General features: G+C 41.2%; 12 protein-coding genes. 7 read left to right on the plus strand and 5 right to left on the minus strand.

From position 1 onward, the window contains the following. Positions 1–262: 262 nt before the first annotated feature. Genes AB5062_RS00575 through AB5062_RS00590 form a run of 4 tightly spaced genes read right to left on the minus strand, consistent with a single transcriptional unit; the run spans position 263 to position 6,460 of the window. Positions 263–1,273 (minus strand): DUF4859 domain-containing protein, encoded by a 1,011-nt coding sequence (locus AB5062_RS00575; RefSeq protein ID WP_032944056.1) that lies wholly within the window; start codon positions 1,271–1,273, stop codon positions 263–265. A 16-nt stretch (positions 1,274–1,289) separates the two neighbouring features. Further along, positions 1,290–1,715 (minus strand): hypothetical protein, encoded by a 426-nt coding sequence (locus AB5062_RS00580; RefSeq protein ID WP_032952942.1) that lies wholly within the window; start codon positions 1,713–1,715, stop codon positions 1,290–1,292. Between the two features lie 24 nt (positions 1,716–1,739). Then, entirely contained in the window at positions 1,740–3,407 is a 1,668-nt protein-coding gene (locus AB5062_RS00585) for a RagB/SusD family nutrient uptake outer membrane protein (RefSeq protein WP_032952941.1), read from the minus strand. 20 nt (positions 3,408–3,427) lie between these two features. Further along, the gene (locus AB5062_RS00590; protein ID WP_032953003.1) at positions 3,428–6,460 is read right to left on the minus strand and encodes a TonB-dependent receptor; all 3,033 of its coding nucleotides are present in this window, start codon (positions 6,458–6,460) and stop codon (positions 3,428–3,430) included. A 191-nt stretch (positions 6,461–6,651) separates the two neighbouring features. On the opposite strand from AB5062_RS00590, the gene AB5062_RS00595 reads away from it, so the two are divergent. Further along, positions 6,652–6,951, plus strand: coding sequence for an AAA family ATPase (locus tag AB5062_RS00595; RefSeq protein WP_008781323.1), 300 nt, complete (start codon positions 6,652–6,654; stop codon positions 6,949–6,951). Then, positions 6,944–7,507: a PD-(D/E)XK nuclease domain-containing protein gene (locus AB5062_RS00600; RefSeq protein ID WP_317218649.1), complete on the plus strand. Its 564-nt coding sequence runs from the start codon at positions 6,944–6,946 to the stop codon at positions 7,505–7,507. The genes AB5062_RS00595 and AB5062_RS00600 overlap by 8 nt, the downstream gene beginning before the upstream one ends. An 840-nt stretch (positions 7,508–8,347) precedes the next feature. Here AB5062_RS00600 and AB5062_RS00605 read toward each other — a convergent pair. Further along, positions 8,348–8,959, minus strand: coding sequence for a master DNA invertase Mpi family serine-type recombinase (locus tag AB5062_RS00605; RefSeq protein ID WP_005844090.1), 612 nt, complete (start codon positions 8,957–8,959; stop codon positions 8,348–8,350). Between the two features lie 378 nt (positions 8,960–9,337). Here AB5062_RS00605 and AB5062_RS00610 point away from each other — a divergent pair, with 378 nt between their 5' ends. The 5 genes from AB5062_RS00610 to AB5062_RS00630 all read left to right on the plus strand — a co-directional run bounded on the left by AB5062_RS00610 (position 9,338) and on the right by AB5062_RS00630 (position 24,121). Beyond that, the gene (locus tag AB5062_RS00610; RefSeq protein ID WP_008666516.1) at positions 9,338–11,773 is read left to right on the plus strand and encodes a glycoside hydrolase family 127 protein; all 2,436 of its coding nucleotides are present in this window, start codon (positions 9,338–9,340) and stop codon (positions 11,771–11,773) included. A 31-nt stretch (positions 11,774–11,804) separates the two neighbouring features. Continuing rightward, positions 11,805–14,852: a TonB-dependent receptor gene (locus tag AB5062_RS00615; RefSeq protein ID WP_224205244.1), complete on the plus strand. Its 3,048-nt coding sequence runs from the start codon at positions 11,805–11,807 to the stop codon at positions 14,850–14,852. Positions 14,853–14,878: 26 nt separating this feature from the next. Then, complete coding sequence (locus AB5062_RS00620) at positions 14,879–16,498, plus strand: RagB/SusD family nutrient uptake outer membrane protein (RefSeq protein WP_011965061.1); 1,620 nt, start codon at positions 14,879–14,881, stop codon at positions 16,496–16,498. A 139-nt stretch (positions 16,499–16,637) separates the two neighbouring features. Next, entirely contained in the window at positions 16,638–19,994 is a 3,357-nt protein-coding gene (locus AB5062_RS00625; RefSeq protein ID WP_115649008.1) for a beta-L-arabinofuranosidase domain-containing protein, read from the plus strand. 140 nt (positions 19,995–20,134) lie between these two features. Beyond that, positions 20,135–24,121: a hybrid sensor histidine kinase/response regulator transcription factor gene (locus AB5062_RS00630; protein ID WP_016271777.1), complete on the plus strand. Its 3,987-nt coding sequence runs from the start codon at positions 20,135–20,137 to the stop codon at positions 24,119–24,121. Positions 24,122–24,183: the final 62 nt, after the last annotated feature.

Raw genomic sequence — 24,183 nt, forward strand, 5'->3', positions numbered from 1 at the left:
TTACAAGAAAGGGAATATATAATATAATGTAATGGCAGAATCGTCCAATAAATCTCATTTTATGGATTTGACAGTTAGGCGGTTGTACTATTCTTCCATTCGTTTAGACTATTTTTTTATCGGGTGGAAGAGCGAATAGGAATACCTATTTTCAGTGTCTACCCTAAATATCCGGTACCATATTATCCAAAGTCCTCCTGACTTAATACTATTAATGGAACCTGTTCCAATGAAGAACAGATTCCATTGTTTACCAAGTATATTATTCCATTGTTCCCGAGACAATAAATTCAACATATCGGCTATGATCCTCTATCATCGCATATACAAAATGCGCCTTTATAGTGGTTCCTGAGGCAATATTAACATAGCGTCCCACAAAAACACTTCCTTCACCAGATTCAATAAAGTAGACACAATTATCTCCATACGATGAAACATTCGATTTTCCGTCAAACCAATAACCAAGACCATTGGCTGTATACTCGCTAGTTTCATCCCAAGTCCCGTCTTCCTTAACGGGGTACATAGCAATTGTAGGAGTTATGGAAGAGTCACCTCTAGCATCTCCGCTGTTCTTTACTTGTTTTGAAAATTCGTCTACGGATAATCCGATACATGGTTCTATAGCATCGGCATAATCTGCAAAGTTGATTGAAAATCCCGCATAATCTCCTGCTGCCAATGTACCACTTATTACAATCTTAGAGGGGTCAGTAACAGTTACATCAAAAGAAAAACGAATATAATCATCAAAGTCGGCACCATTGTTTATAGCAAATCCGACATTAATCGACATAATTGTACCTACAGAAGCGGTTTCGAGCACATTAAGAACCAGCTCCTTCTTTGTTGCATCCAACTCAATACTAGCTATACCAGAAGCTGCATCACAAACACCGCCTGCCGTATTATAGTACCAACCGTTGGTACCCTTGGTAGGAGCTGTTCTATTCCAACAGTTTTTCGAAATATTGATAGGATAAAACACCACACTCCCATTAGACAATGCAGCCAACGTCTCATCTACCGTCATCCCCAAATACGTATGAAACTTTTCTGCATAATCAGTCAGTTTAACCGTCTTCGCTTCCAAACGGCTGATGGGAAACTCTGCTTTGGTAGAAACCACAGCATCCGCATTCGTCTTCAGATAGGGGTTTTCATTCTCCCCGTACACATGCTTGCTGGTAGCATCCTCCGGATCCGTACTGCATGCAGCCAGTGACAGAGTGAAACAAGCAATTAAAGCATATATAAAATTCTTTTTCATCGTACTATTCTTTTTATTAATCTGTTATCATTATAGTTATTACTGTAGTAGCATTAGGATCCAATGGTATTACATCTTGAAACGTATCTATTGAACTAATTTTTACAATTTTATCATATCCTAAACTATTAGTTATATGCAAGCTACGATAGTGTACTCCTGATTCAAAAGGTCCAGATATTCGAAAAGATAACATTACTAAATTGGGACCGATAATAACAGGGGTTTCTACTATTGAGTTTATCCCATTATAATTAGAGATGATGCCTCTCACTGGAGATGATACCTCTATTGTCACCGGAGTTTGATGAGAGCCTAAAGTTTTTATCATTGAAACCCTGACCAAATGTGGATATGAAGAATTTATTTTATTTTCCAAATTCCCTGCATAAACATGCAATAAGTGGCAAACCATATATATGAAAAGAATATACTTTCTCATAATTTTAATTTTATAATTTTTAATCTAATATCCCGAATTCTGCTTCAACTTAATGTTGCCATCCAATGCAGACTTAGGTAACGGAAAAATATCACAATGCCTGTCTGTCTTATCCGTCTTCGCATCTTTGCAAAACCATGACTTGCCATTATATACATTCTGATTGGTTCCGTTTATACGGAAACGGATCAAGTCCTGACGACGGTGATGCTCTGCCACAAACTCCCAGGCCAGTTCGTCCAACAAACCACCCAGTTCAATATCATCGCCCCCTTCTTCTGTGATAATCCAGTTATCGGCTTCTCCCATGATTCCCTGATTCTCCCGATGTCCGTAGTTATAACGGCTGCCACCCTTCAATTGAGCTACAGTAACCGTTGCTTTACCGGGATCGGACTTGAAGGCACGTTGGCGTACAGCTGTTACCAAATCGGCCGCCACTTGCTCGCTTTCTCCATTGTAACCACCTAAACGAAGCAAGCACTCCGCTTTAATAAAATAAGCATCAGCCAAACGGAAGAAAGGCACATCATCATAAGAAGTTCCATAGTCGCCTGAAAGTATTTCATATTTCACCAAGCGTTCACTTTCAAAGGGATAGCAACCGGGGTTGTCTATACTGTGTAATTCCCGAGTATATACCAACGGTTCACTGTCCACATAAATGGGAGCACCGGCATAGTCATATTGCTGTCCTGATATCCAACAGTCTTTATAGCGACTGTCTTTTTCATCGTATGTTTCCAGAAATTGAGGAAGAACAGCCGCTCCACCGGTAGCCCATCCGTTAAACTGCCACGTTGCACGTCCGGCTACATGCATCCACATATTTGCCATATAGTTACCTCCGGCGTATTTAAACTCAAACGGAATACCAAAGATAATTTCAGGCGAACCGGAAATATCTTCTCTAAAATTATCCGAATAATTCGGAGCCAAAGAGAACTTGCCACTGTTAATCACTTCATTTACCTCATCAATAGCCTTTCCGTAATAAGAATTATCAGAGTAATCATTGAACCATGCATTGTGGTTCAAATACATTTTTGCCAGAAGCATATTGATGGCATAGTCGTTCAGCTTACCCATTTCTACTTTTGTTCCACATTTCCCCTTTACATCCGTCAACTCACTGATCAGGAAATCCCACATCTGTTGGGGAGTTGCCTGTTCGGGCAACCATCCGTCTTCATGTTCATATTGCGTATCCAATGGGATGTTGCGGAACAAATCGAATAAAATATAATAATAAAGAGCGCGATAAGCCCTTAATTGCGAAGAAGTGGTTATATCAGCAGCAATGACTTCATCTGCCAACAGTTTGTTACAGGCATTGATACCGGCATAGTTACGGTTCCATGTATCATTGAAATGGGCTATCTGTGAATGGAACTGATGTTTGTGCATAGACACGTACAAATCCCCCCAGCCGATACTGATCCGATAAGGAATACACCATGAATCGGACGACTGGTCCATCATATCGGCATAACTATACCATCCCCAATACACATCACGAAGACTGCTGTATACCGGAGCAAACATGGCCGCCCGGTCTTTTTCTGTAAACTCATACTTCTCGGAAGCAATCGTATCATAAATCGTTTCGCTCAAATCTGTACAACTGCCCAAAGACAAGGTACAAGCTCCTATCGCTGAAGCCCAAAGTGCTTTATTGAATATTGTTTTCATGTTAGTTCTTCATTTAAAAGTTAGAAAGATACATTCAGACCGAAAGTGAATGAACGGGTAGAAGGATATTTATCGCGCCAGTCAATACCCAAAGACCAAATATCACCATTTGACATTTCAGGATCCAATCCATCATATCCGGTAATGCAGAATAAATTATCGGCAGAAACATAAGCCCGGATATTTTTCACAAACTTACTGCTTTTCAATGGAATGTTATAGCCCAACGTAATGTTAGTCATTTTCAAAAAATCACCATCCTCCAAATAATAGCTTACAAAAGTCTGTTTTTGGGCTGTTGATAAGGTATATTGTCCACCATAAGGAGCCTTTTGCACAGATTTCAAGCGATTATAAGCGATCGAGTTGTTCTCATAATAAGCACGAGGCTCGTTCAGAATCTTAAAACCAAACTGGCCTGTCATCTGGAAAGATAAATCAAAATTTTTATATCTGAACGAGTTGTTCCATCCCAAATACAATTTAGGAAGAGCATTCCCTAAATATTGACGGTAGTCATCATTAGACAGCATATTGTCTGTAAACTCTTCAATCTCACCAGTCTTTGCATTTTCAATCAGCCATAAGCCATTCTCTGAAACACCAACGGACTTCATGCCATAAAATTGTCCCATAGATCTCCCCACTTCCATCCGCTGGGTAGAAAGATTGATAGGTTCACCCAAATAAGCATGATCTATCTGATTTGAAGTCTCATACAAGTCATTTGAAAGACTCAATAATTTGTTCGCATTATGAGAGGCGGTAACTGTGGTTTTCCATTCAAAATCCTTTGTCCGTACAGGAATAGCATTGACAGCAATTTCAATACCTTGGTTACGCATCTTGCCGGCATTAGCCAAAGTCTTGTTATACAAATTGGGAGGAGTCGGTACCGTAAAATCATACAGCATATCCGAAGTCTTCTTCTGATATACATCAATAGAACCACTCAGGCGTTCATCCAATACAGCCCAGTCCAGACCAATATTAAATTCCTTGGAGGTTTCCCATTTCAAATCAGGATTAGGATTGGATTTTACGCTTAACCCCTGATGCCAGACGCCATTATCATAGAAATAAGGAGAACCATACTCATACCGGGTTAATGAATTATAAGAGTCACCTACAATGACACCTGTCACACCATAACCGGCACGTAACTTTAAGTTATTCAGCCACGTAAGGCCTTCCATGAATTTTTCGTTACTGATAGTCCATCCCAAAGAAACAGAAGGGAAAGTAGCCCATTTATTGTTCTCACCAAATTTGGAAGAGCCTTCACGGCGTACACTCAGCAGAACATTATATTTATTATCGTAACCATAGCTCACACGTCCGAAGAAACCAATCAAGGTATTGTCATTCTTGTAACTGCTCATGCCGGCTTTTCCATCTTTCAAAGCTGTACCTAATCCCAAGTTATTCCAAAGATAAAAATCTGTTGGATAATCATAGTTATTAGCTCCAAAACCTTCATTTACATTATACTGATAATTATAGCCCACCAATGCATCAAAACGATGTTTATTCCAAGTATGATTATATTTAGAAGTAACTTCCAGATTATCTGTGGTATATTCATTCTGAGAATGATAAGCATATCCTGTGTGATTCTCGCTCTTCTGTGAAAAATATTCGGAAGTATAATATCCACGATTATGATCACTAGTAACCCTACGGCTTAACATGAGGTTGGTCTGCCAGTTTTTAATCGGTTCAAAGGTGATATTCCCCGTCATCCGGGTATTCTCACTATTGTATTTACCATCCTGTTCACGGATGATACCTACCGGATTATAATAATAATTTACGGCAAAATTCTCGTAAAAAGTTCCATCCTCATTCCAGATGGGTTCAGTAGGGTTACGCATAATAGCCTGTCGGTAAATACCCAGACCTGCCGCATCAATCGGACCATTCTTATGGAATGTCTTTACCATATTGAAATTCACTTTCAACATATCATTTAACATCCAGTGAGAAACATCAAACCTCATTCTCATCTCTTCATTATAGGTCTCAAGCAACACACCTTCCTCTTTGCGATACGTAAAATCCGCAGAATAAGTGGTATTTTTTGATCCTCCGGAAATATTAAAATTATGGTTATGAGTAAATGCAGTACGGGATACCGCATCCAACCAATCCGTATCATACCCTTTATCAGCATAGTTTGTCAATCCCTGACGGATTTCCTCTGCTCCATAGAAATCAAGCGTCTTGCCAAACTTGGAAAGAGACATATACCCGGAATAATTGGCAGCCGTACGCGACTCGCGCTGGCCGTTTTTTGTAGTAATCAAAATAACGCCATTAGCACCTCGTGTACCATAAATAGCTGCCGCAGAAGCATCCTTCAACACATCAATAGAAGCTATGTTTTCGGGGGAAACCGTTCCTAAACCACCTTCTATTCCGTCCACCAATACCAATGGAGTAGAGCCTCCCTGCAATGAAATCACACCACGCAAACGAATTGTAGATTCCGCATTCGGATCACCGGAGCCTTTCGCAATGGTCAATCCCGCCACTTTACCTTTAATCAGTTCGGCTGCATCTCCAATCTTACCTGCTGTAAAGTCTTCGGCCTTCACAGAAGCCACCGCACTGGTTACATCTCCCTTGCGCTGCGTACCATAACCGATTACAACCACTTCATCCATCAGTTCGGAATCGTCTTGCAGGGTAATATCTTTCTTACCACCATTTCCGACTGGAATTTCCTGGGTCTTATAGCCAATATAAGATATTGTCAAAACGGACTGGGCACTTTTTACCTTCAGCGTATATTTACCGTCAAAATCGGTAATGGTACCGTTGGTCGTTCCTTTTTCCATGATATTGGCACCAATGATAGGCTCCCCTTTCCTGTCTTTCACCACACCGCTTACGGTTACAGTTTGCTGTTGTACCATTTCGGTTCTCATAGATTCTGTTGTTTCCGGTGTTGCCCATACACTACTGACTCCTGCACCCGCAGTAAGGAAAAGACAGGTGGTAGCCTTCAGCAAAGCCCTGCTGAACAAGGTCCGGTTCTCATGTGTTTTCATCATACAGTTTTATTTAAAAGGTTTATATGTTCATTCAGTTCACTTTCCATTCAATCACCCCTCCCGAAGCTCCTTTCTGCAATTGTGCTGCAATTTTAAGCCCCTTTGTTTTGACAGGAAGAAGAAGAAAATAATTATACACATATATTACTGCATGTTTTATTTTAAGCTTGGCATGTGAAGATGTTAATATGAGTCACCCGGTATTGTTTTATCGTAAACGGATAAAACTACCATGGACAACACCCCACTCCCGAACGCAATTCTTATCTTATTATCTATCCATGGACGACCTGACCAGCGGATTCAACATCGGCACCAATTACACGCTGAATCCACAATTCAATGAAATGACAGGATTCACAGAAAAAGATGTACGGGATATGCTGGAGTATTACTCCACAACATGCCCATTCAATCATTCGGTAGACGAGTTGATAGAACTGATTGCTTTTCTACTTCGGAATGCTGGCCATCAGCGGAATGCATAAAGGAGAAACCAAACTCACCATCCCTAACCAGGTGGTATGTGAACAACTCTTTGCCTACATTCTGGATACTTATCATGAAAACGACTTGACTTTCGACAGTTATGAAAAGAGGAAGCTTGCCTCAGGGCTGGCTTATGATGGCAAATGGAAACCTTATTTTGAATACATTGCCGGATGCCTGCACCGTTATGCCTCGCAACGGGACAAGCAGAAAGGTGAATATTTTGTTCATGGTTTTACTCTTGCCATGACCGCACAAAATCCTTTCTATCGTCCTGTGTCCGAGAAAGACAGTCAGGAAGGATACGTCAACCTGTTCTTGCATCCGTTATTGGATATTTACAAAGACATGAGCCACTCCTACATCATCGAACTGAAATATGCCAAAGGAAAAGACAGTAGCGAACGGATAGAACAATTAAGGCGACAAGCCATTGAACAAGCTGAACGCTACGCTTCGAGCGAGTCTGTGCAGAAAGCGATAGGTCCTACCATGCTACATAAAATCATTATTGTATACCGAGGCATGGAAATGGTTGTTTGCGAAGAATTGTAATCGATAAGAGGCAGTGTCTGCTCTTACAATGGAAGCATTCATTCGTCCGTTCTATCCACGTTTTCATCGAAAGTACAAAATTGTTCATTTGTAATTACAAAGATAAGATGCCATTTTTTCGATGATTTTTCGTATCAGTTTCTTCTGCATCAGCACATTACCATTCCAAATCATGAACAGTATATTACTGTAAATCAACGACATACTGTGTAAATAGATTCTAAGTCCCCTTGAAACGGTTTGCCATTCTCCGCTGTCAAATTCGGCTTGACGTATACAGGTTGTTTTAATTCCTGTGCCATAGCTGTGGTCGCTTCCTTGCAAGAGAGCATAGCTGTGGCATATTTTGTCTGGCTGCGTTCGTTGCTTCGCCTAGGTGAAGAGGCGATTTCACTTTAGTGAACAGCCATTTTCACTAGGGTGGAATAGTTGCTTCACTTAGGTGGAATATCAAACGGAACGGAGTGAAGATACGATAGAAACAGGTTCTTATTACATACGCAACAAGGTTCAATAGCCGAAACAAACAGTATCCTGTCAGATATGAACTATGATGCCCACGAGTAGCCGGGAGGCAGTGAGGGGCTGACTCTACATCTTGTCCGCTGGTATTCCCGAATGCGAGCATTCCCAAAAACGGATTTGTTTCCCCACCGACATACCAATTGAAGGGGATTTGAGAGACTTTTACACCGGAAGTGATTAGTAATGTGCATTTTACTGTGACAGAGCGTTTTTGTGCTTTATGTATATCCTTATGCTAAAACCGAAATTTAAGTAAGAATAATCTATCAGAGGCTTTGTTTCTTCTTATTACGAATAACAGACATATCACTTTTATCAGTTCGAAGGAATCCCTGTCCTGTTTCTGTTAAGGAAAGCTGCCAATGTATTCCTGCTCACTTTCAATTTCCTCGCCATCTCCGCCTTACTGGTTCCCGCCTCCAGCATAGCCTTAATTTTTTCTTCTTTTCCCGTAAGTTTATATTTCGAGTTATGTCCTCCCATGGGACGTCCCAACTTTTGTCCGGAGGCGATTCTGCGTGCAAGTCCCTCACGGGTACGTTGGGAAATCAAGTCGCGTTCTATTTGTGCGGAAAGGGAAAAAGCGAATGCCAATATTTGAGATTGTATATTATTTCCCAGCTCATATTTCTCTTTCACCGTGAGCAGGATGACATTTTTCAACATACATGCATTCAGTATACTCATTACTTCCATCAATCTTCTTCCCAAACGAGAGATCTCCGACACAATCAATGTATCCCCTTTCTTTATTCTTTTCAATAGTACGCCAAGCTTTCTGTCTTTGGCTGACCGTGTTCCTGAAACCGTTTCTTCCACCCACACATCAATTTGGAAATCCCTTTGTTTGGCAAAACGATTTATCTCGAACCGCTGGTTCTCTACAGTCTGTTTATCAGTTGAAACCCGAATATACGCATATATCATAGCTGCATCATTAAGTTTTTTATTGAATAAGGAACGCCAATCTAATTTATATTATCAGAGAAGGAAAGTTTCACCGGATCTTATTGAGGTTTTCTAAGAAGAATTAAGTATCTCCAACTATTCAAGCTCAAAAAACAGACAAATCTGCTTAATCCTTGTCTTTACAAGATAAAACGATTGTCCAATAGAATGAAAAAATTGTCTATAACAATAGTATAAAATACTGATAATCAATATTATTATGTTGAAAATGGATTGATCATCTTTAAGACGATTTTCGCAGTATAATAGATTTTTCTTTTATCTACTTAATGGTTTGTTCACTTACTTTGCATCTGTTGACATAGTTGATACTGAAATAAAAAACACAGATATAGTATGAAAAACAAATTGCAAATAGTATGGAGCAGCATTGCTATAATAAGTGTATGCGCATGTAGCACACCTTATACACAACCTGATGCTCCTATCAAAGAAGTTCCTTTCACCCAAGTTCATTTAGATGATAATTTCTGGTCACCGCGGATTGAAACCAACCGCACCGTTTCCATCCCATCCGCTTTCAAAGAATGTGAAAAGAACGGCCGATTCGATAACTTTGCCATTGCGGGTGGTCTGATGAAAGGCGAGCATCGCGGTGACTTTTCTTTCGACGATACCGATCCCTATAAAATTATAGAAGGAGCTTCCTACTCGCTGGCCGTAAAATATGACGGGAAACTGGATCATTATCTGGACAGTGTAATCCATATCATAGCTACCGCACAGGAACCGGATGGTTATCTTACTACTTGTGTAACCAATCAATGTACCCGTTTATCCGGTTGGTGGGGCACGCACCGTTGGGAAAAAATCAACAGCCACGAACTTTATAACAGCGGTCATTTGTACGAAGCCGCCGTTGCTCATTATCGCGCCACCGGAAAACGTACATTATTGGATGTGGCTATCAAAAATGCCGATCTGGTATGTCAGGTCTTCGGACCCGGCGAAGGGCAGATCCATCGTCCCAGCGGTCATCCTATCGCCGAGATGGCTCTTGTCAAACTATATAAGGTGACAGGTGATGAGAAATATTTGCAGACGGCTAAGTATTTTGTAGAAGAAACCGGCAGAGGAACAGACGGACATAAACTGAGCGAATATAGTCAGGATCACAAGCCCATCCTGCAACAAGACGAGATAGTAGGTCATGCCGTCCGTGCCGGATATCTCTACTCCGGAGTGGCAGATGTAGCCGCTTTGACTCATGATACCGCCTATTTCAATGCCTTAACCCGTATTTGGGAAAATATGGCCGGCAAAAAACTCTTTATCACAGGCGGAATCGGTTCCCGCCCACAAGGTGAAGGATTCGGTCCGAACTATGAACTGAATAATCACACAGCCTATTGCGAAACCTGCGCCTCTATAGCCAATGTGTATTGGAATCATCGTATGTTTCTCGCTACGGGAGATGCCAAATATGCGGATGTGCTGGAACGCGCGTTGTATAACGGGGTCATTTCGGGCGTATCACTCAGCGGTGACAAGTTCTTCTATGACAATCCGTTGGAATCCATGGGGCAGCATGAGCGCCAACACTGGTTCGGATGTGCCTGCTGTCCGGGCAACATAACCCGTTTCATGGCTTCAGTACCTTATTATATGTATGCCACTCAAGGCAATGATGTGTATGTCAATCTCTTTATCCAAAGCAAGGCGGATATTGAAACGGAAAGTAATAAAATAAATGTGGAACAAACTACAGGCTATCCGTGGGACGGAAAGATAAGTATTGCCGTCACTCCCGAAAAAGAACAGGAGTTTGCTTTGCGTGTGCGTATCCCCGGATGGGCGCAAGACGCTCCCGTACCCACAGATCTCTACTCATTTACAGACAAGGCTCAGGCTTACAGCATTTCTGTGAACGGTTCCAAAGTCAATGCGAAGCAATATGACGGTTATGCCACCCTTGTACGCAACTGGAAAGCGGGTGATGTGGTTGAAATCAATCTTCCTATGGAGGTACGTCGTGTGAAAGCAAATGACCAAGTAGAGGATGACCGTGGCAAACTGGCTATAGAACGGGGTCCTATTATGTTCTGTCTGGAAGGACAAGACCAGGCCGACAGTACTGTATTCAACAAATTCATCCCCGACGGTACTCCGATGGAGGCTTCTTACGATGCCGGTTTGTTGAATGGCGTAATGGTGCTGAGCGGTACAGCTAAAGAAATTGACAGGAATGGTAAGGTAAAAGATGTTCCCTTCAAAGCAATTCCTTATTCTACATGGAACAACCGCGGTGCCGACCAGATGGCTGTATGGATTCCCGAAGCGGCCGAGTATGCCCGCCCCACTCCGGAAGCTACTATTGCCAGCAAAGCACGTACTCTGATGATACAGGCTCCTATACAGAAAGATGCTCCCGAATCGGCTTCGGTGGAAACATGGGCATGGGGGGTAAATGACCAATGGGAACCTAAACGCTCATCGGATATCTCGAAACCTTACCACTATTGGTGGCTGAAGAACGGTACTGTCGAAACACTGGCTTATGAATTCGACCAGCCTTATACCGTATCGAACGTACAAGTGTATTGGTTGGATTTTGACCATTATGACGGGGATTTCCGTGTGCCGGAAAGCTGGAAACTATATTATAAAGAAGGCGAAAGTTGGAAAGAGGTAGAGGCGTTGACTGAATATACTGTAAAAAAAGATTGCTATAATAGTTTGGATTTCAAACCTGTCAAAACAAAGGGGCTTAAAATTGCAGCACAATTGCAGAAAGGAGCTTCGGGAGGGGTGATTGAATGGAAAGTGAACTGAATGAACATATAAACCTTTTAAATAAAACTGTATGATGAAAACACATGAGAACCGGGCCTTGTTCAGCAGGGCTTTGCTGAAGGCTACCACCTGTCTTTTCCTTACTGCGGGTGCAGGAGTCAGTAGTGTATGGGCAACACCGGAAACAACAGAATCTATGAGAACCGAAATGGTACAACAGCAAACTGTAACCGTAAGCGGTGTGGTGAAAGACAGGAAAGGGGAGCCTATCATTGGTGCCAATATCATGGAAAAAGGAACGACCAACGGTACCATTACCGATTTTGACGGTAAATATACGCTGAAGGTAAAAAATGCCAAATCCATATTGGTTGTTTCTTATATCGGTTATCAGACTCAGGAAATTCCAGTCGGAAATGGTGGTAAGAAAGATATTACCATGCAAGACGATTCCGAACTGATGGATGAAGTGGTTGTGATCGGTTATGGTACGCAGCGAAAGGGTGATGTGACCAGTGCTATTTCAAGTGTAAAATCAGAAAGTTTTGTGAAGGGGGCGGTAACCGATGCAGGCCAGCTGATACAAGGTAAGGTAGCAGGGCTGAATATTTCTTTACCTTCAGGAGATCCTACCGGCAACACACAAATTATGCTACGTGGTATTTCATCTTTAAAAGGTGGAACTTCACCATTAGTATTAGTTGACGGAGTGCCAGGAAGTCTGAATACAGTAGCCCCTGAAGATGTTGAGTCCATCGATGTATTAAAAGACGGTTCGGCTACTGCCATTTATGGTACACGTGGTACAAATGGCGTAATTATTATTACAACCAAACAAAGTCGTAAAGAAATGGCTCCCACCATTGATTATAATGGATATGTTTCTGTATCAAACATTTTAAACAGACCTGATTTCATGGATGCTGATGACCTTCGTCAGAAATGGAATGAAGGATATACTTTCAACGGAGCTAACTTGAAAGATTTCGGAGCCAATACCGATTGGCTGGGTGAACTGACCCGCACAGCTGTTTCTCATTCACACAACTTATCCTTAAGAGGTGGTAGTAAAAATACCAATTATACAGCCTCCATCAACTATACCAACCGGCAAGGTACTTTTATAAAGACTGACTTTGAAGCTATAAACGGTCGTATGGACATCACTCACTCTATGTATGACAATAAATTGACAGCCAATGTCAGTACATTCGTCAGCCAACATACCATGCCTCGCAGTTGGAATACATACGCTTATCGACAGGCTTTGATTCACAATCCTACAGAACCTGTAAAAGATGAGAACGGTGACTGGTTTGAGCGCGACTTGTATTTTTATGATAATCCTGTAAGTTATATCCGCGAAACAATTGGTGAAATGAAACGTAAAAACATCCGTTTCAATGGTAGCCTGACTTTCCGCCCTATTGAATCTTTGACCTTGAAAGCCATGTATGCCCGCCGGAGTACGACTTCTACCGATGGATATTACCAAACCAAGAAACATGTATCTACAACCAAGAGTGGCCGTAACGGCTATGCATATCGTTATGATTCTGATTTTGATAATAATCTGATAGAATTGACGGCCAACTTTCAGAAAGCATTCGGCAAGCACAATGTCAGTGTATTGATAGGTTATAACTATGAAGACAACACCAACTCTAACCTGTCCATGTCCAACTACGATTTTCCTACCGATGCTTATTCTTACAACAAAATGGAAGCAGGTATGGCCTTGAAACGTGGTGAAGCTTCCATGACCAGTTATAAAAATTCTGATAAATTAATCGGATTATTCACCCGTGTCAGTTACAATTTCAATGACCGCTACTTATTGATGGCTTCTTTGCGTCATGAAGGCTCTTCCAAGTTCGGTAAAGATCATAAGTGGGGTAATTTCCCCGGCATCTCTTTAGGATGGAGAATTAACAGAGAGAATTTTATGAAAAATGTGAATTGGATGGATAACCTGAAACTTCGCGTGGGATACGGTGTGACCGGAATCAATGTAGCCGACCCGTACACATCACTCTCAAGTTTGAATTATAATGGCGCTTTCCTGTACAATGGAACATGGGTCAAAGCATTGGAAACAATCCGTAACAACAACGCTGACCTGCGTTGGGAAAAGAAACACGAATTCAATGTAGGTCTGGATTGGGATGTCCTAGGAGGACGATTGGGTGGAACCGTTGACTACTATATACGTAGAACAAAAGATGCTCTTTGGGACTACGAGGTTCCTGTTCCGCCTTATATGTATCCAACCATGCTAGCCAATGCATCGGAAATGGAAAATAAAGGACTTGAAATTCTAATTCGTGCTACGCCTATCCAGACAGAAAAATTCACTTGGAATACCAATGTGTCCTATTCTACTAATTCAAACAAGGTCGTTGCACTATCCAGCGAGAAATTCTCGATGGACCAAGATTATTTTTATACAGGGTATACCGGAGAACCCATTCAAACCACTACCCATATCGTCCAAGTAGGCAAGCCTATAGGTACTTTCTATGGTTTGAAATCGGTTGATATTACAGATGACGGACTATGGTTGGTAGAAAACAAAAAAGGTGAACATGTTTTAGCCGAGGAAACCGATGCCACTGACTGGCAAGTATTAGGTAATGGTATTCCTAAACATTATCTGAACTGGAACAATACCTTCAATTTCTTTAATTTCGATTTAAGTATAAATATGCGTGGTGCTTTCGGCTTCCAGATTTTGAATTACCAACGTATGTATTATGAAAATGCAAAACCTGAAATCCAGTACAACCGCCTGAATTCTGCTTTTGACAAAGTATATGGCAAAACCCAATTGAAAGATGACCAACGCTATGTCAGCTATTACGTAGAGGACGGTGATTACTGGAAAATTGACAATGTGACTTTGGGGTATACCTTCAAACTATCCAAACAGCATATCATCAAAAACCTACGTATCTATGCTTCAGTATTGAATCTAGCTACCATTACCGGTTACAAGGGTATGGATCCGGAAGTACCATTGAGCAGCAACACCTATGGATTATTGGATGCCGGTACTGACAATCGCGACAAGTATCCTACCAATCGCACTTATACTTTTGGAGTTAATCTTACATTCTAAATCTAATTAAACAAAAAAGAACAGTTATGAAACTATTTAAATATGGTGTTTATGCACTCTGTGCATCTGCCATGCTCAGTATAAGCAGTTGCTTTAATTTGGATGAGGAGCCTTATTCTGAAATCATTGAAGAAGACTATGTACCAACCGAAGCCGATGAGATAGCCTTGTTGGCTACCACCTATTCACAATTACGCTTTGTGATGGACTGGTATGGCTTGTTTGACCTACAGGAAGAATCGGGCGATGTAATTGTCACACCTACCCGCCCGAACGGCTGGGATGACGGAGGTACTTACAAGCAAATGCACAAACACACTTGGGACAACCAGCAAGGACAGCCCCAAAGTATTTGGGACTATTGCTATAAAGGCATCGCCAATGCCAATAAAATATTAAAACGTGCCGATGAAGGTTTTTTTACAGAAGAAAGTAAACCTAAAGTCGTAGCTGAGGTAAAAGGAGTACGTGCACTTTGGTACTCCATTCTTTGCGATACACATGGAAATATTCCTATACAAACCAGTTTCAGTGAAGAGGTTCCGGTTCAATCTACTCGTAAACAAGTTTTTGACTTCATTATCAATGAACTGAAAGAAGTAATGCCCAATTTGCCTACTGAAGTCAATAAATCCACTTATGGCAGACTCACTCAATGGGGGGCCAAATGCTTGATGGCACGTATGTATCTGAATGCTGGGGTCTATACAGGAACTCCAATGTGGAACGAATGTCTGGAACAATGTAACGATATCATTAACAGCGGTTTGTTTAGTTTAGAAACAAACTACACAGATATCTTCAAAACAGAAAACTCCGGATGTGTGGAAACGATCTTTGCCATTCCTTATGATGAAGTTTATAATGAAGGGGACAACAATGGTCCTGTTTTTGGAGCCCACATGAAATTTCTATCTTCAAACAGTCGTAAGGTCTTCAATATGCAAACCACCCCATGGGGAGGTTCAGCAGCAAACCCTCAGTTCATTAACAGCTATGATCCTGATGATATGCGGTTAAAATATACATGGCTGCAAGGTGACCAGTACAGCCCGGACGGAGTACTGATCACCACTTTCCCCAATAAGCTACCCAGTATTTACAAAACAGACACAGATGACGGTTATCGGGTAGGAAAATACGAAATTAAGGTAGGAGCTAAAAGCCTTCTAAGCAACGACTTCCCTTATTTCCGTTATACTGAAGTATTGCTGATGAAAGCAGAATGTCTGCTCCGCTTAGGACAAAACGAAACCGAAGCAGCCCATATCGTATCACAGATCCGTGAGCGTGCATTCCGTGAATCGGCTCATCCGGAAAAAGCAACGGTTGATGCAGCTTGGTTAAAAGGCGATACACATATTAACTATGGTACGCTTGACGAAAAAGGTCAGATTGATGATGCGGGTAATACAGAAGTCGTAGAATTAGGCGGACTTTATGATGAATGGGGATGGGAATTTGCAGCCGAGGCCCGTCGACGTACGGATATGATTCGCTTCGGAACCTATCAGAAGAAAAGTTGGTTTAATCATACTCCGACTGCCAATGACTTGAATGGCAACTCTATCCTGTTCCCGATTCATTTAGATCATCTTAATACAAACCCTAATTTACAGCAAAATCCAGGCTATGCCGGTAAATAAGAAATAATGTGATAGAAAGCAACCTTCTTTCTTCTCAATAGTTGCTAATTATTTAAACAAATATTTATTTTCCAGCCCGGTTTAAGTTATTAGAACCGGGCTTTATATTCCCATCTCTTATAAAATCATTACTTAAAATATGCTCATGGAAATGAACAGATATTTATCTTTTACTCTCTTTACAGGATTATCCCTATTGACAACAATACCCATTGAGGCGTATACACTAAATCCTAATAAAACAGCAACATCCATCTTACAGACAAATGTTATCGAAGTACGAAGCATAACTTCTGTACAACCCATCGTGATCTATTGTCCTGTGGGAACTGTTCCTCAATTACCTTATCAAGTATGGGTGACTTATTCAGACGGACAAGGTGAATACCGTCAAACTAAATGGTCCAATTCCGCTTTATCCACAGAACAATCAGAGGCTGACGATAAAGTTTATCCCATTGGAAGCCAATACACAATAAACGGATTCATTATAGGAGACGATACTACAGAAAACGGATATCCTATCACTGCTAAAATAGAGGTGGTAGACACTAAAAATACAATTTCCCCCAAGCTAATAGCCCATACTATCCCCTTAAACAATGTAAAGATTAACGGCAACAATCGCCTGACCTCCAATCGTGATCTTGCCATTAAAGAGATTATCAGTTGGGATGTAAGCCAACAGCTATATAATTATCGCGACACTTATGGCCTGAGTACCGAAGGATATACCCGGTCTGACGGATGGGACTCACCTGAAACTAAATTAAAAGGACATGGTTCCGGACACTATATGTCCGCACTGGCCCTTGCCTATGCCGCTGCAACAAATCCTTCGCATAAAGAAATTTTACGCCGTAACATCACCCGAATGGTGAATGAACTGCGCGAATGTCAGGAGCGTACATTCGTATGGAGCGAAGAATTAGGAAGGTATCTCGAAGCCCGTGATTTTGCCCCTGAAGAAGAATTGAAAAAGATGAAAGGTACATGGGAAGCTTTTGATGAACATAAAACAAAATGGGCTACTTATGGCTATGGTTATCTAAATGCGATCCCCCCGCACCATCCCGCACTGATAGAGATGTATCGTGCATATAACAATTCGGACTGGGTATGGGCTCCCTATTACTCCATTCACAAACAGTTAGCGGGTCTGATAGATATTGCAACTTATATGGATGATAAAAGCATTGCCGACAAAGCATTGCTCATAGCCAAAGATATGGGTCTGTGGGTATGGAATAGAATGCACTACCGCACTTATGTAAAAAAAGACGGAACACAAGAAGAACACAGGACACATCCCGGCAATCGTTATGAAATGTGGAACATGTACATTGCAGGTGAAGTGGGAGGTATGGGAGAATCTTTAGCACGTCTTTCAGAAATGGTCAGCGCCCCTGAAGAGAAGGCGCGTCTGATAGAAGCATCCAATTGTTTTGATAGTCCGGCCTTTTACGAACCGCTTTCAAAGAATATTGATGATATACGTAACAGACACGCCAATCAGCATATCCCTATGATCATCGGTGCACTGAGAAGTTATTTAAGTAACAATGATACATTTTATTATCATGTATCCCATAATTTCTGGAATTTAATACAAGGACGTTATCGTTATTCTACCGGCGGTGTGGGTAATGGCGAAATGTTCAGACAGCCCTATACCCAAATAGTAAGTATGGCCATGAATGGCGTATCTGAAGGAGAGAGTCACTCAAATCCACATATCAATGAAACTTGTTGTGCATATAACTTGCTAAAATTAACAAAAGACCTCAACTGTTTTAATCCGGACGATGCCCGTTACATGGATTATTACGAACGGACACTTTACAACCAAATAATCGGCTCATTACACCCTGAACACTATCAGACTACTTATCAATATGCCGTAGGACTAAATGCATCGAAACCATGGGGCAACGAAACTCCGCAATCTACCTGCTGCGGAGGTACGGGATCTGAAAATCATGTAAAATATCAGGAAGCAACCTACTTTGTTTCAGACAATACATTGTGGGTAGCCCTTTATATGCCTACCACACTCCATTGGGAAGAGAAAAATATCACTTTACAACAGGAATGTTTGTGGCCAGCAAAAAGCTCCACAATTAAAGTTACTGCCGGAGAAGCCCGATTTGCCATGAAACTTCGAGTACCTTATTGGGCCACCGACGGCTTTGATGTAAAACTAAATGGAATCTCTATTGCCACTCATTATCAACCTTGTTCATACGCGGTAATACCTACCCGGCAATGGAAAGAAAATGATATAGTAGAAATTACAATGCCATTCACTAAACATATAGACTATGGTCCCGACAAGCTACCAACCGAAATAGCAAGTAAAGACGGACACCAACTTGAAACGGCTTGGGTAGGTACATTAATGTATGGACCGTTTGCCATGACAGCTACCGATATCACTAATTGGACGGAAGCAACACTCAATATAGACTCACGTCTTGCCAGTATTACCGTTGTTGAACCTAACGGTCTGCAAACCGGTACTACAGGAAATTTATATACACTAATGCAAGGTGGACGAACTTTCCAACCAGATTATTATCGCCATGACCATACAACTCATTACTTCCGCATCAATCATATTAAAGATCCTACTGTAGAACTGAAAATGGCTCTGTCGGCAAAATTACGAGAAACTACGGCATTTAGTAAAAGCCATTACACAAAAGCAAGTTTCGCCAAACTAACAACCGCTATACAAGAGGGAGAGAAACTAATGAAAATATCTCCTCTGACAGAAACTACCATTTCTACTTGTGTAGACAATATTGACAAGGCCATAGAATCATTAGTCGCCTCCCGATTAGATAAGAGCAATCTTGAAGCCAGTATCCATATAGCTAAAAAATGTAATCCGGACCTTTATACTACTGATAGTTTTAAAACATTGCAAGCTACTCTTGAAAGCGCCCATGAAGTAATGGATAACATTGATTTACAAATCGTTATTGATAAACAAACTTTATCACTACAAGATGCCACCGCTTCTTTGGTACTGGCAAATAATGTAGATAAAACAGAATTAAAGGAGTTACTTAATATAGCTATGGAACGCCAAACAAACCAAGAAAAATGGAATGCTCTCGCAGTCAAGGTTCCTGAATTTGCTCCTTGGGCTCATTTCGGGTTTACCCGTTTGAAACGTACATTGGAACATGCCCAAAATGTATATTTTAATAAGGATAAAAACTACTCCCAAGGAGAAGTCAATGCCATAGTAGCTAGTTTGAATACCGTCATCAATACAATGAGACCGGGTAACTTACCCGAAATGGAAGATTTAAGACCTTTATCTGCTCTATTAAGGCGCGTAGGCACCATAGACGATTCTACAGATCCGACATTAAAAGACGCTGTTGCATTCACTGAAATGGTCATAAAATACGTAGCAGACGGCAGTGGCACACATGATATGATAGAAACAGCTATCAGCCGCTTAAAATCTGCAGCAGGATTATGATAAGCTAGCTTTTAGAGAATGTCTGAAAAGGTCTATTGAAAGATTCATCTGGAATCCTCACTTTTTCTTCGAATTTTCTCTTTTCTTTCTCAGAAAAATAGTAATCTTGCATAAGATTTAGAAAATAAGAAGAAAATACTATGAAAAGACTAGTCCTATTGCTATTGAACTTACTGATGCCGATGATTCTGTTTGCAGCGTCCAATGACCTCTGTTTCCGTCATTTTTCTGTAGAAGACGGACTATCATCCAATTCGGTACGTGCTTTAATGCAAGATAAATACGGTTTTCTATGGATAGGAACGGATGAAGGACTGAACCGCTATGACGGCACTACTGTAAAACTCTATAGACTGAAAGATAGGGGAGCTAATGAAGCTATTTCATCTTTATACAGCACCCTCAACAAAATATGGATAGGTACAGACGAAGGCATATATATCTATGATTACGAAACAGAAGATATAATGCCTTTTGTACTGGCCACCTCCAAAAATATCCATATTGAAACAAATACGAACCATATTGTCGAAGATAAAGACAAAAACCTATGGTTCACTACGGTAGGACAAGGAATATTCAAATACAACACTATCACCAACCACTTGGAGCAATACGAATTTAAAAACGCAAATGGTTTAATGGCAAGTGTACTGGTGGATAGTGAAAACCAAATATGGGCCATTACCAATTGGGGAAACTCAGGTCTTTTCAAACTGAATAAAGCAGAAAATAAATTCGAGACTTTTCCGCTCTCCTATGAAAGCGGAAAGCATGACTCAAACGCATTGGTCATGTTGGAAGACTCGGAACATACACTGTGGTTAGGAACCTGGGAGTGTGGTTTGCAAAAAATCGATAAATACAGCGGAAAGGCCACTACTTATCTGCATCCCACAGACGGAAAAGGTGCCACCCATATTCATTCTATCATGGAATATGCCCCTCACCAGCTACTCATAGGCTCGGATGACGGGCTTCTGTTATTCAATACCATTACAGAGGAATATCAATTGTTTACAGAAGATGAAACAAACCCACATTCATTGTCCAACCGTTTTGTTTATCCTATTATAAAAGATCATGAAGGTGGAATATGGATCGGAACTTACTATGGAGGAGTAAATTATATTTCACCCAATACTGGACAATTCGAAAGTTTTGTCCACTCACGTTTCTCCAATTCTGTTAACGGAACAGTCATCGGACGGTTCTGCGAAGACTCTAACGGAGATGTGTGGATCGCTTCGGATGACGGAGGGTTAAACCGCTTTTCTCCCAAAAATAGAAAATTTTCCCATTATTTGCCCTTAGAGGGAAAAAACAGTCTGTCCTATCACAATGTACATGCACTTTGTATGGACGATGATAATTTATGGATCGGTACTTATACTGGAGGGGTAAACGTATTAAATCTGCAAACGGGAACTTTTAAAACATATTCTGCCTATCAGGATAATCCCGCCTCACTGGACGGAACCAGTTCTTATGCCATATTCAAAGACAGAAAAGAGAGAATATGGATCACCTCCATGTCCGGAGTAAATCTATATAACCGGGAAAAAGATAATTTCACCCGAATTAAAGACTTGGACGCACTGACCATTGACATTGACCAGGATACCAAAGGAAATCTCTGGTTCTCCACCCAAGGCAAGGGATTATTTAAATACCATCCAGAAAAACAGATATGGAAGAACTATATACATGACCATAAAAATCCGAACTCACTGGCAAACAACCAAGTGAACTGCGTACTGATTGACACAAACGGAGAGATGTGGGTGGGAACCATGAACGGGCTCTGCAAATACAATGCGGAAGAAGATGCATTCGAAACTTTACCTCTTGAAATTCCCAGTCACAATATATGCAGCATCATCGAAGACCAACGCACATTGTGGCTCACCACCACCAAAGGGCTAGTGCGCTACACCCCTGGAGAAGGTTGCCGAGTATTTACTAAAAGCGACGGACTGCAAAGTGAACAATTCCTACCTAATGCTGCCTTAAAAGCATCGGATGGAAAAATCTATATCGGCTCAGTAAACGGATTCAATGCTTTCTACCCTCATCAGATTAAGACAAATGTGATGCTTCCTCCAGTAATCATTACAGAACTGGAAATAGATAATAAGGAAATCCAAACTGGAAACAAACTGCTTCCAAAATCTCTCAACCAGTTGGAAGAACTGGAGCTATCCTATAAAGAAAATGCATTCAGCTTGCTTTATGCCTCTTTAAGCTATTGCATTCCCAATAAAAACAAATACGCCTATAAACTGGAAGGATTTGACAAAGACTGGAACTATGTAGGCTCCCAAAATAAGGCCACTTACACCAATTTGCCCGCAGGAACCTATCTTTTCAAAGTAAAAGCGACCAATAATGACGGAATATGGAATGAAAAAGGAACCAGTCTGAAAATCACCATCCACCCTCCTTTCTATTGGTCCACCGCTTCCAAACTGCTCTATTTTGTATTGGTTTGCATAGCTTTCGGATTCGTCATCCACTTTATCATCAAACGGACAGAGAAGAAACATACGGCTGAAATAAACAAACTGAACGCCAACAAGGAAAAAGAAGTACACGAAGCCAAAATCAAGTTCTTCACCATGATAGCCCACGAAATACGCACACCGGTATCCCTTATCATAGGACCTTTGGAGAAAATAATGAAATCTCCCGTGTCCCTGCCGTCTACAGTACGCGACGATCTGAATATTATTGACCGTAACAGCCAGCGTCTGCTGTTCCTGGTAAACCAATTGCTGGATTTCCGGAAAGTGGAACAGGAAGGAATGAAAATGAAGTTTGCTTCCCAAAATATCCACCAACTGCTCAAAGCGGTTTGTGAACGTTTCGAACCTTTCATCGCCCAACATGGAGCACGGCTTACTGTAAAATATCCTGAAGCAGATTTCACGGCTATAGTAGACAGTGAGGCGGTAACCAAACTAGTCAGCAATCTGTTGACCAATGCCAGTAAATACACAAAAGATGAAGTTACTCTTACCTGTATCGTACAGCCGGAACAACATACTTTTATAATCCGAGTGACAGATAACGGCATAGGGATCAGCAAAGAAGAACAAAAGAAGATATTCCATCCGTTCTATCAGGCTATGGATAACAAGCCGGGAACAGGTATCGGCCTCAGCATTGTCAAAAGTATCGTAGAATCACACAATGGCTGTATTGAAGTGGAATCCGAGGTTAACAAAGGATCATCTTTTATCGTAACGTTGCCTATAGAACAAGCACAAGTCCTGCCACAGGATACGGGCACATCACTATTGAACAACCCAGCCATTCCCGAAGGAATCTTGCAAGAGGACCTCTCCGGTTCTCCTATCAAACATAAACCAACCATGCTGATTGTGGATGATAATGAGGAAATGTTGAATTTCCTTTCGAGTAGTCTGGCTGATAAATACAGCATACTTACCGCAGAAGACGGTATAGAAGCACTGAATAAACTGAAAGAAAACGAAGTGACACTCATTGTAAGCGACTGGATGATGCCACGCATGGACGGAGTGGAATTCTGCAAAGCAATAAGGACTAACCAGGCTACCAGTCATATACCCTTCATCCTGCTAACGGCCAAGACAGATACCAACTCCAAGATAGAAGGTATGGATTGTGGTGCAGATGCCTACATAGAGAAACCTTTCTCCATGCAATACTTGGAAGCATGTATCAAGAATCTGGTAGACTTGCGTAATCTGCTGCGTCAGAAATTCTCGAAGATGCCGTTGGTTCCGCTGAACAGCATTGCCAATAATTCTATGGACGACAAGTTCCTTACCCGTATGAATGAAATCATAGAAGAGAATTTCTCCAATCCGGAATTATCCGTAGATTTCCTGACCGAAAAATTGTGTATCAGCCGTTCGGGCCTGTTTGCCAAAATAAAGACATTGGCCAATATCACCCCTAATGAACTGATTCAAGTGGTACGTTTGAAAAAAGCAGCGATCTTGCTGGCAGAAAACAAATATCGCATCAATGAAATCTGTTATATGGTAGGATTCAATAATCCGTCTTATTTCTCCAAATGTTTCCAAAAACAGTTCGGCATGAAACCGGGGGAATTTGTAAACGGGAAAAGAGAAGAATAAAAACCAATCAAAAATCATTTCCTAAAAATAAAAAATCCGGTTTCCCCTTTTCAGAGAAACCG

This window comes from Phocaeicola sp. RTP21359st1_B8_RTP21360_211022, assembly GCF_040911965.1.
Classification (GTDB): domain Bacteria; phylum Bacteroidota; class Bacteroidia; order Bacteroidales; family Bacteroidaceae; genus Phocaeicola; species Phocaeicola vulgatus.

Coding starts and splice junctions, on each gene's coding strand:
- AB5062_RS00575 (WP_032944056.1), bottom strand. CDS start 1,273: ATGAAAAAGAATTTTATATATGCTTTAATTGCTTGTTTCACTCTGTCA.
- AB5062_RS00580 (WP_032952942.1), bottom strand. CDS start 1,715: ATGAGAAAGTATATTCTTTTCATATATATGGTTTGCCACTTATTGCAT.
- AB5062_RS00585 (WP_032952941.1), bottom strand. CDS start 3,407: ATGAAAACAATATTCAATAAAGCACTTTGGGCTTCAGCGATAGGAGCT.
- AB5062_RS00590 (WP_032953003.1), bottom strand. CDS start 6,460: ATGAAAACACATGAGAACCGGACCTTGTTCAGCAGGGCTTTGCTGAAG.
- AB5062_RS00595 (WP_008781323.1), top strand. CDS start 6,652: ATGAGTCACCCGGTATTGTTTTATCGTAAACGGATAAAACTACCATGG.
- AB5062_RS00600 (WP_317218649.1), top strand. CDS start 6,944: ATGCATAAAGGAGAAACCAAACTCACCATCCCTAACCAGGTGGTATGT.
- AB5062_RS00605 (WP_005844090.1), bottom strand. CDS start 8,959: ATGATATATGCGTATATTCGGGTTTCAACTGATAAACAGACTGTAGAG.
- AB5062_RS00610 (WP_008666516.1), top strand. CDS start 9,338: ATGAAAAACAAATTGCAAATAGTATGGAGCAGCATTGCTATAATAAGT.
- AB5062_RS00615 (WP_224205244.1), top strand. CDS start 11,805: ATGATGAAAACACATGAGAACCGGGCCTTGTTCAGCAGGGCTTTGCTG.
- AB5062_RS00620 (WP_011965061.1), top strand. CDS start 14,879: ATGAAACTATTTAAATATGGTGTTTATGCACTCTGTGCATCTGCCATG.
- AB5062_RS00625 (WP_115649008.1), top strand. CDS start 16,638: ATGCTCATGGAAATGAACAGATATTTATCTTTTACTCTCTTTACAGGA.
- AB5062_RS00630 (WP_016271777.1), top strand. CDS start 20,135: ATGAAAAGACTAGTCCTATTGCTATTGAACTTACTGATGCCGATGATT.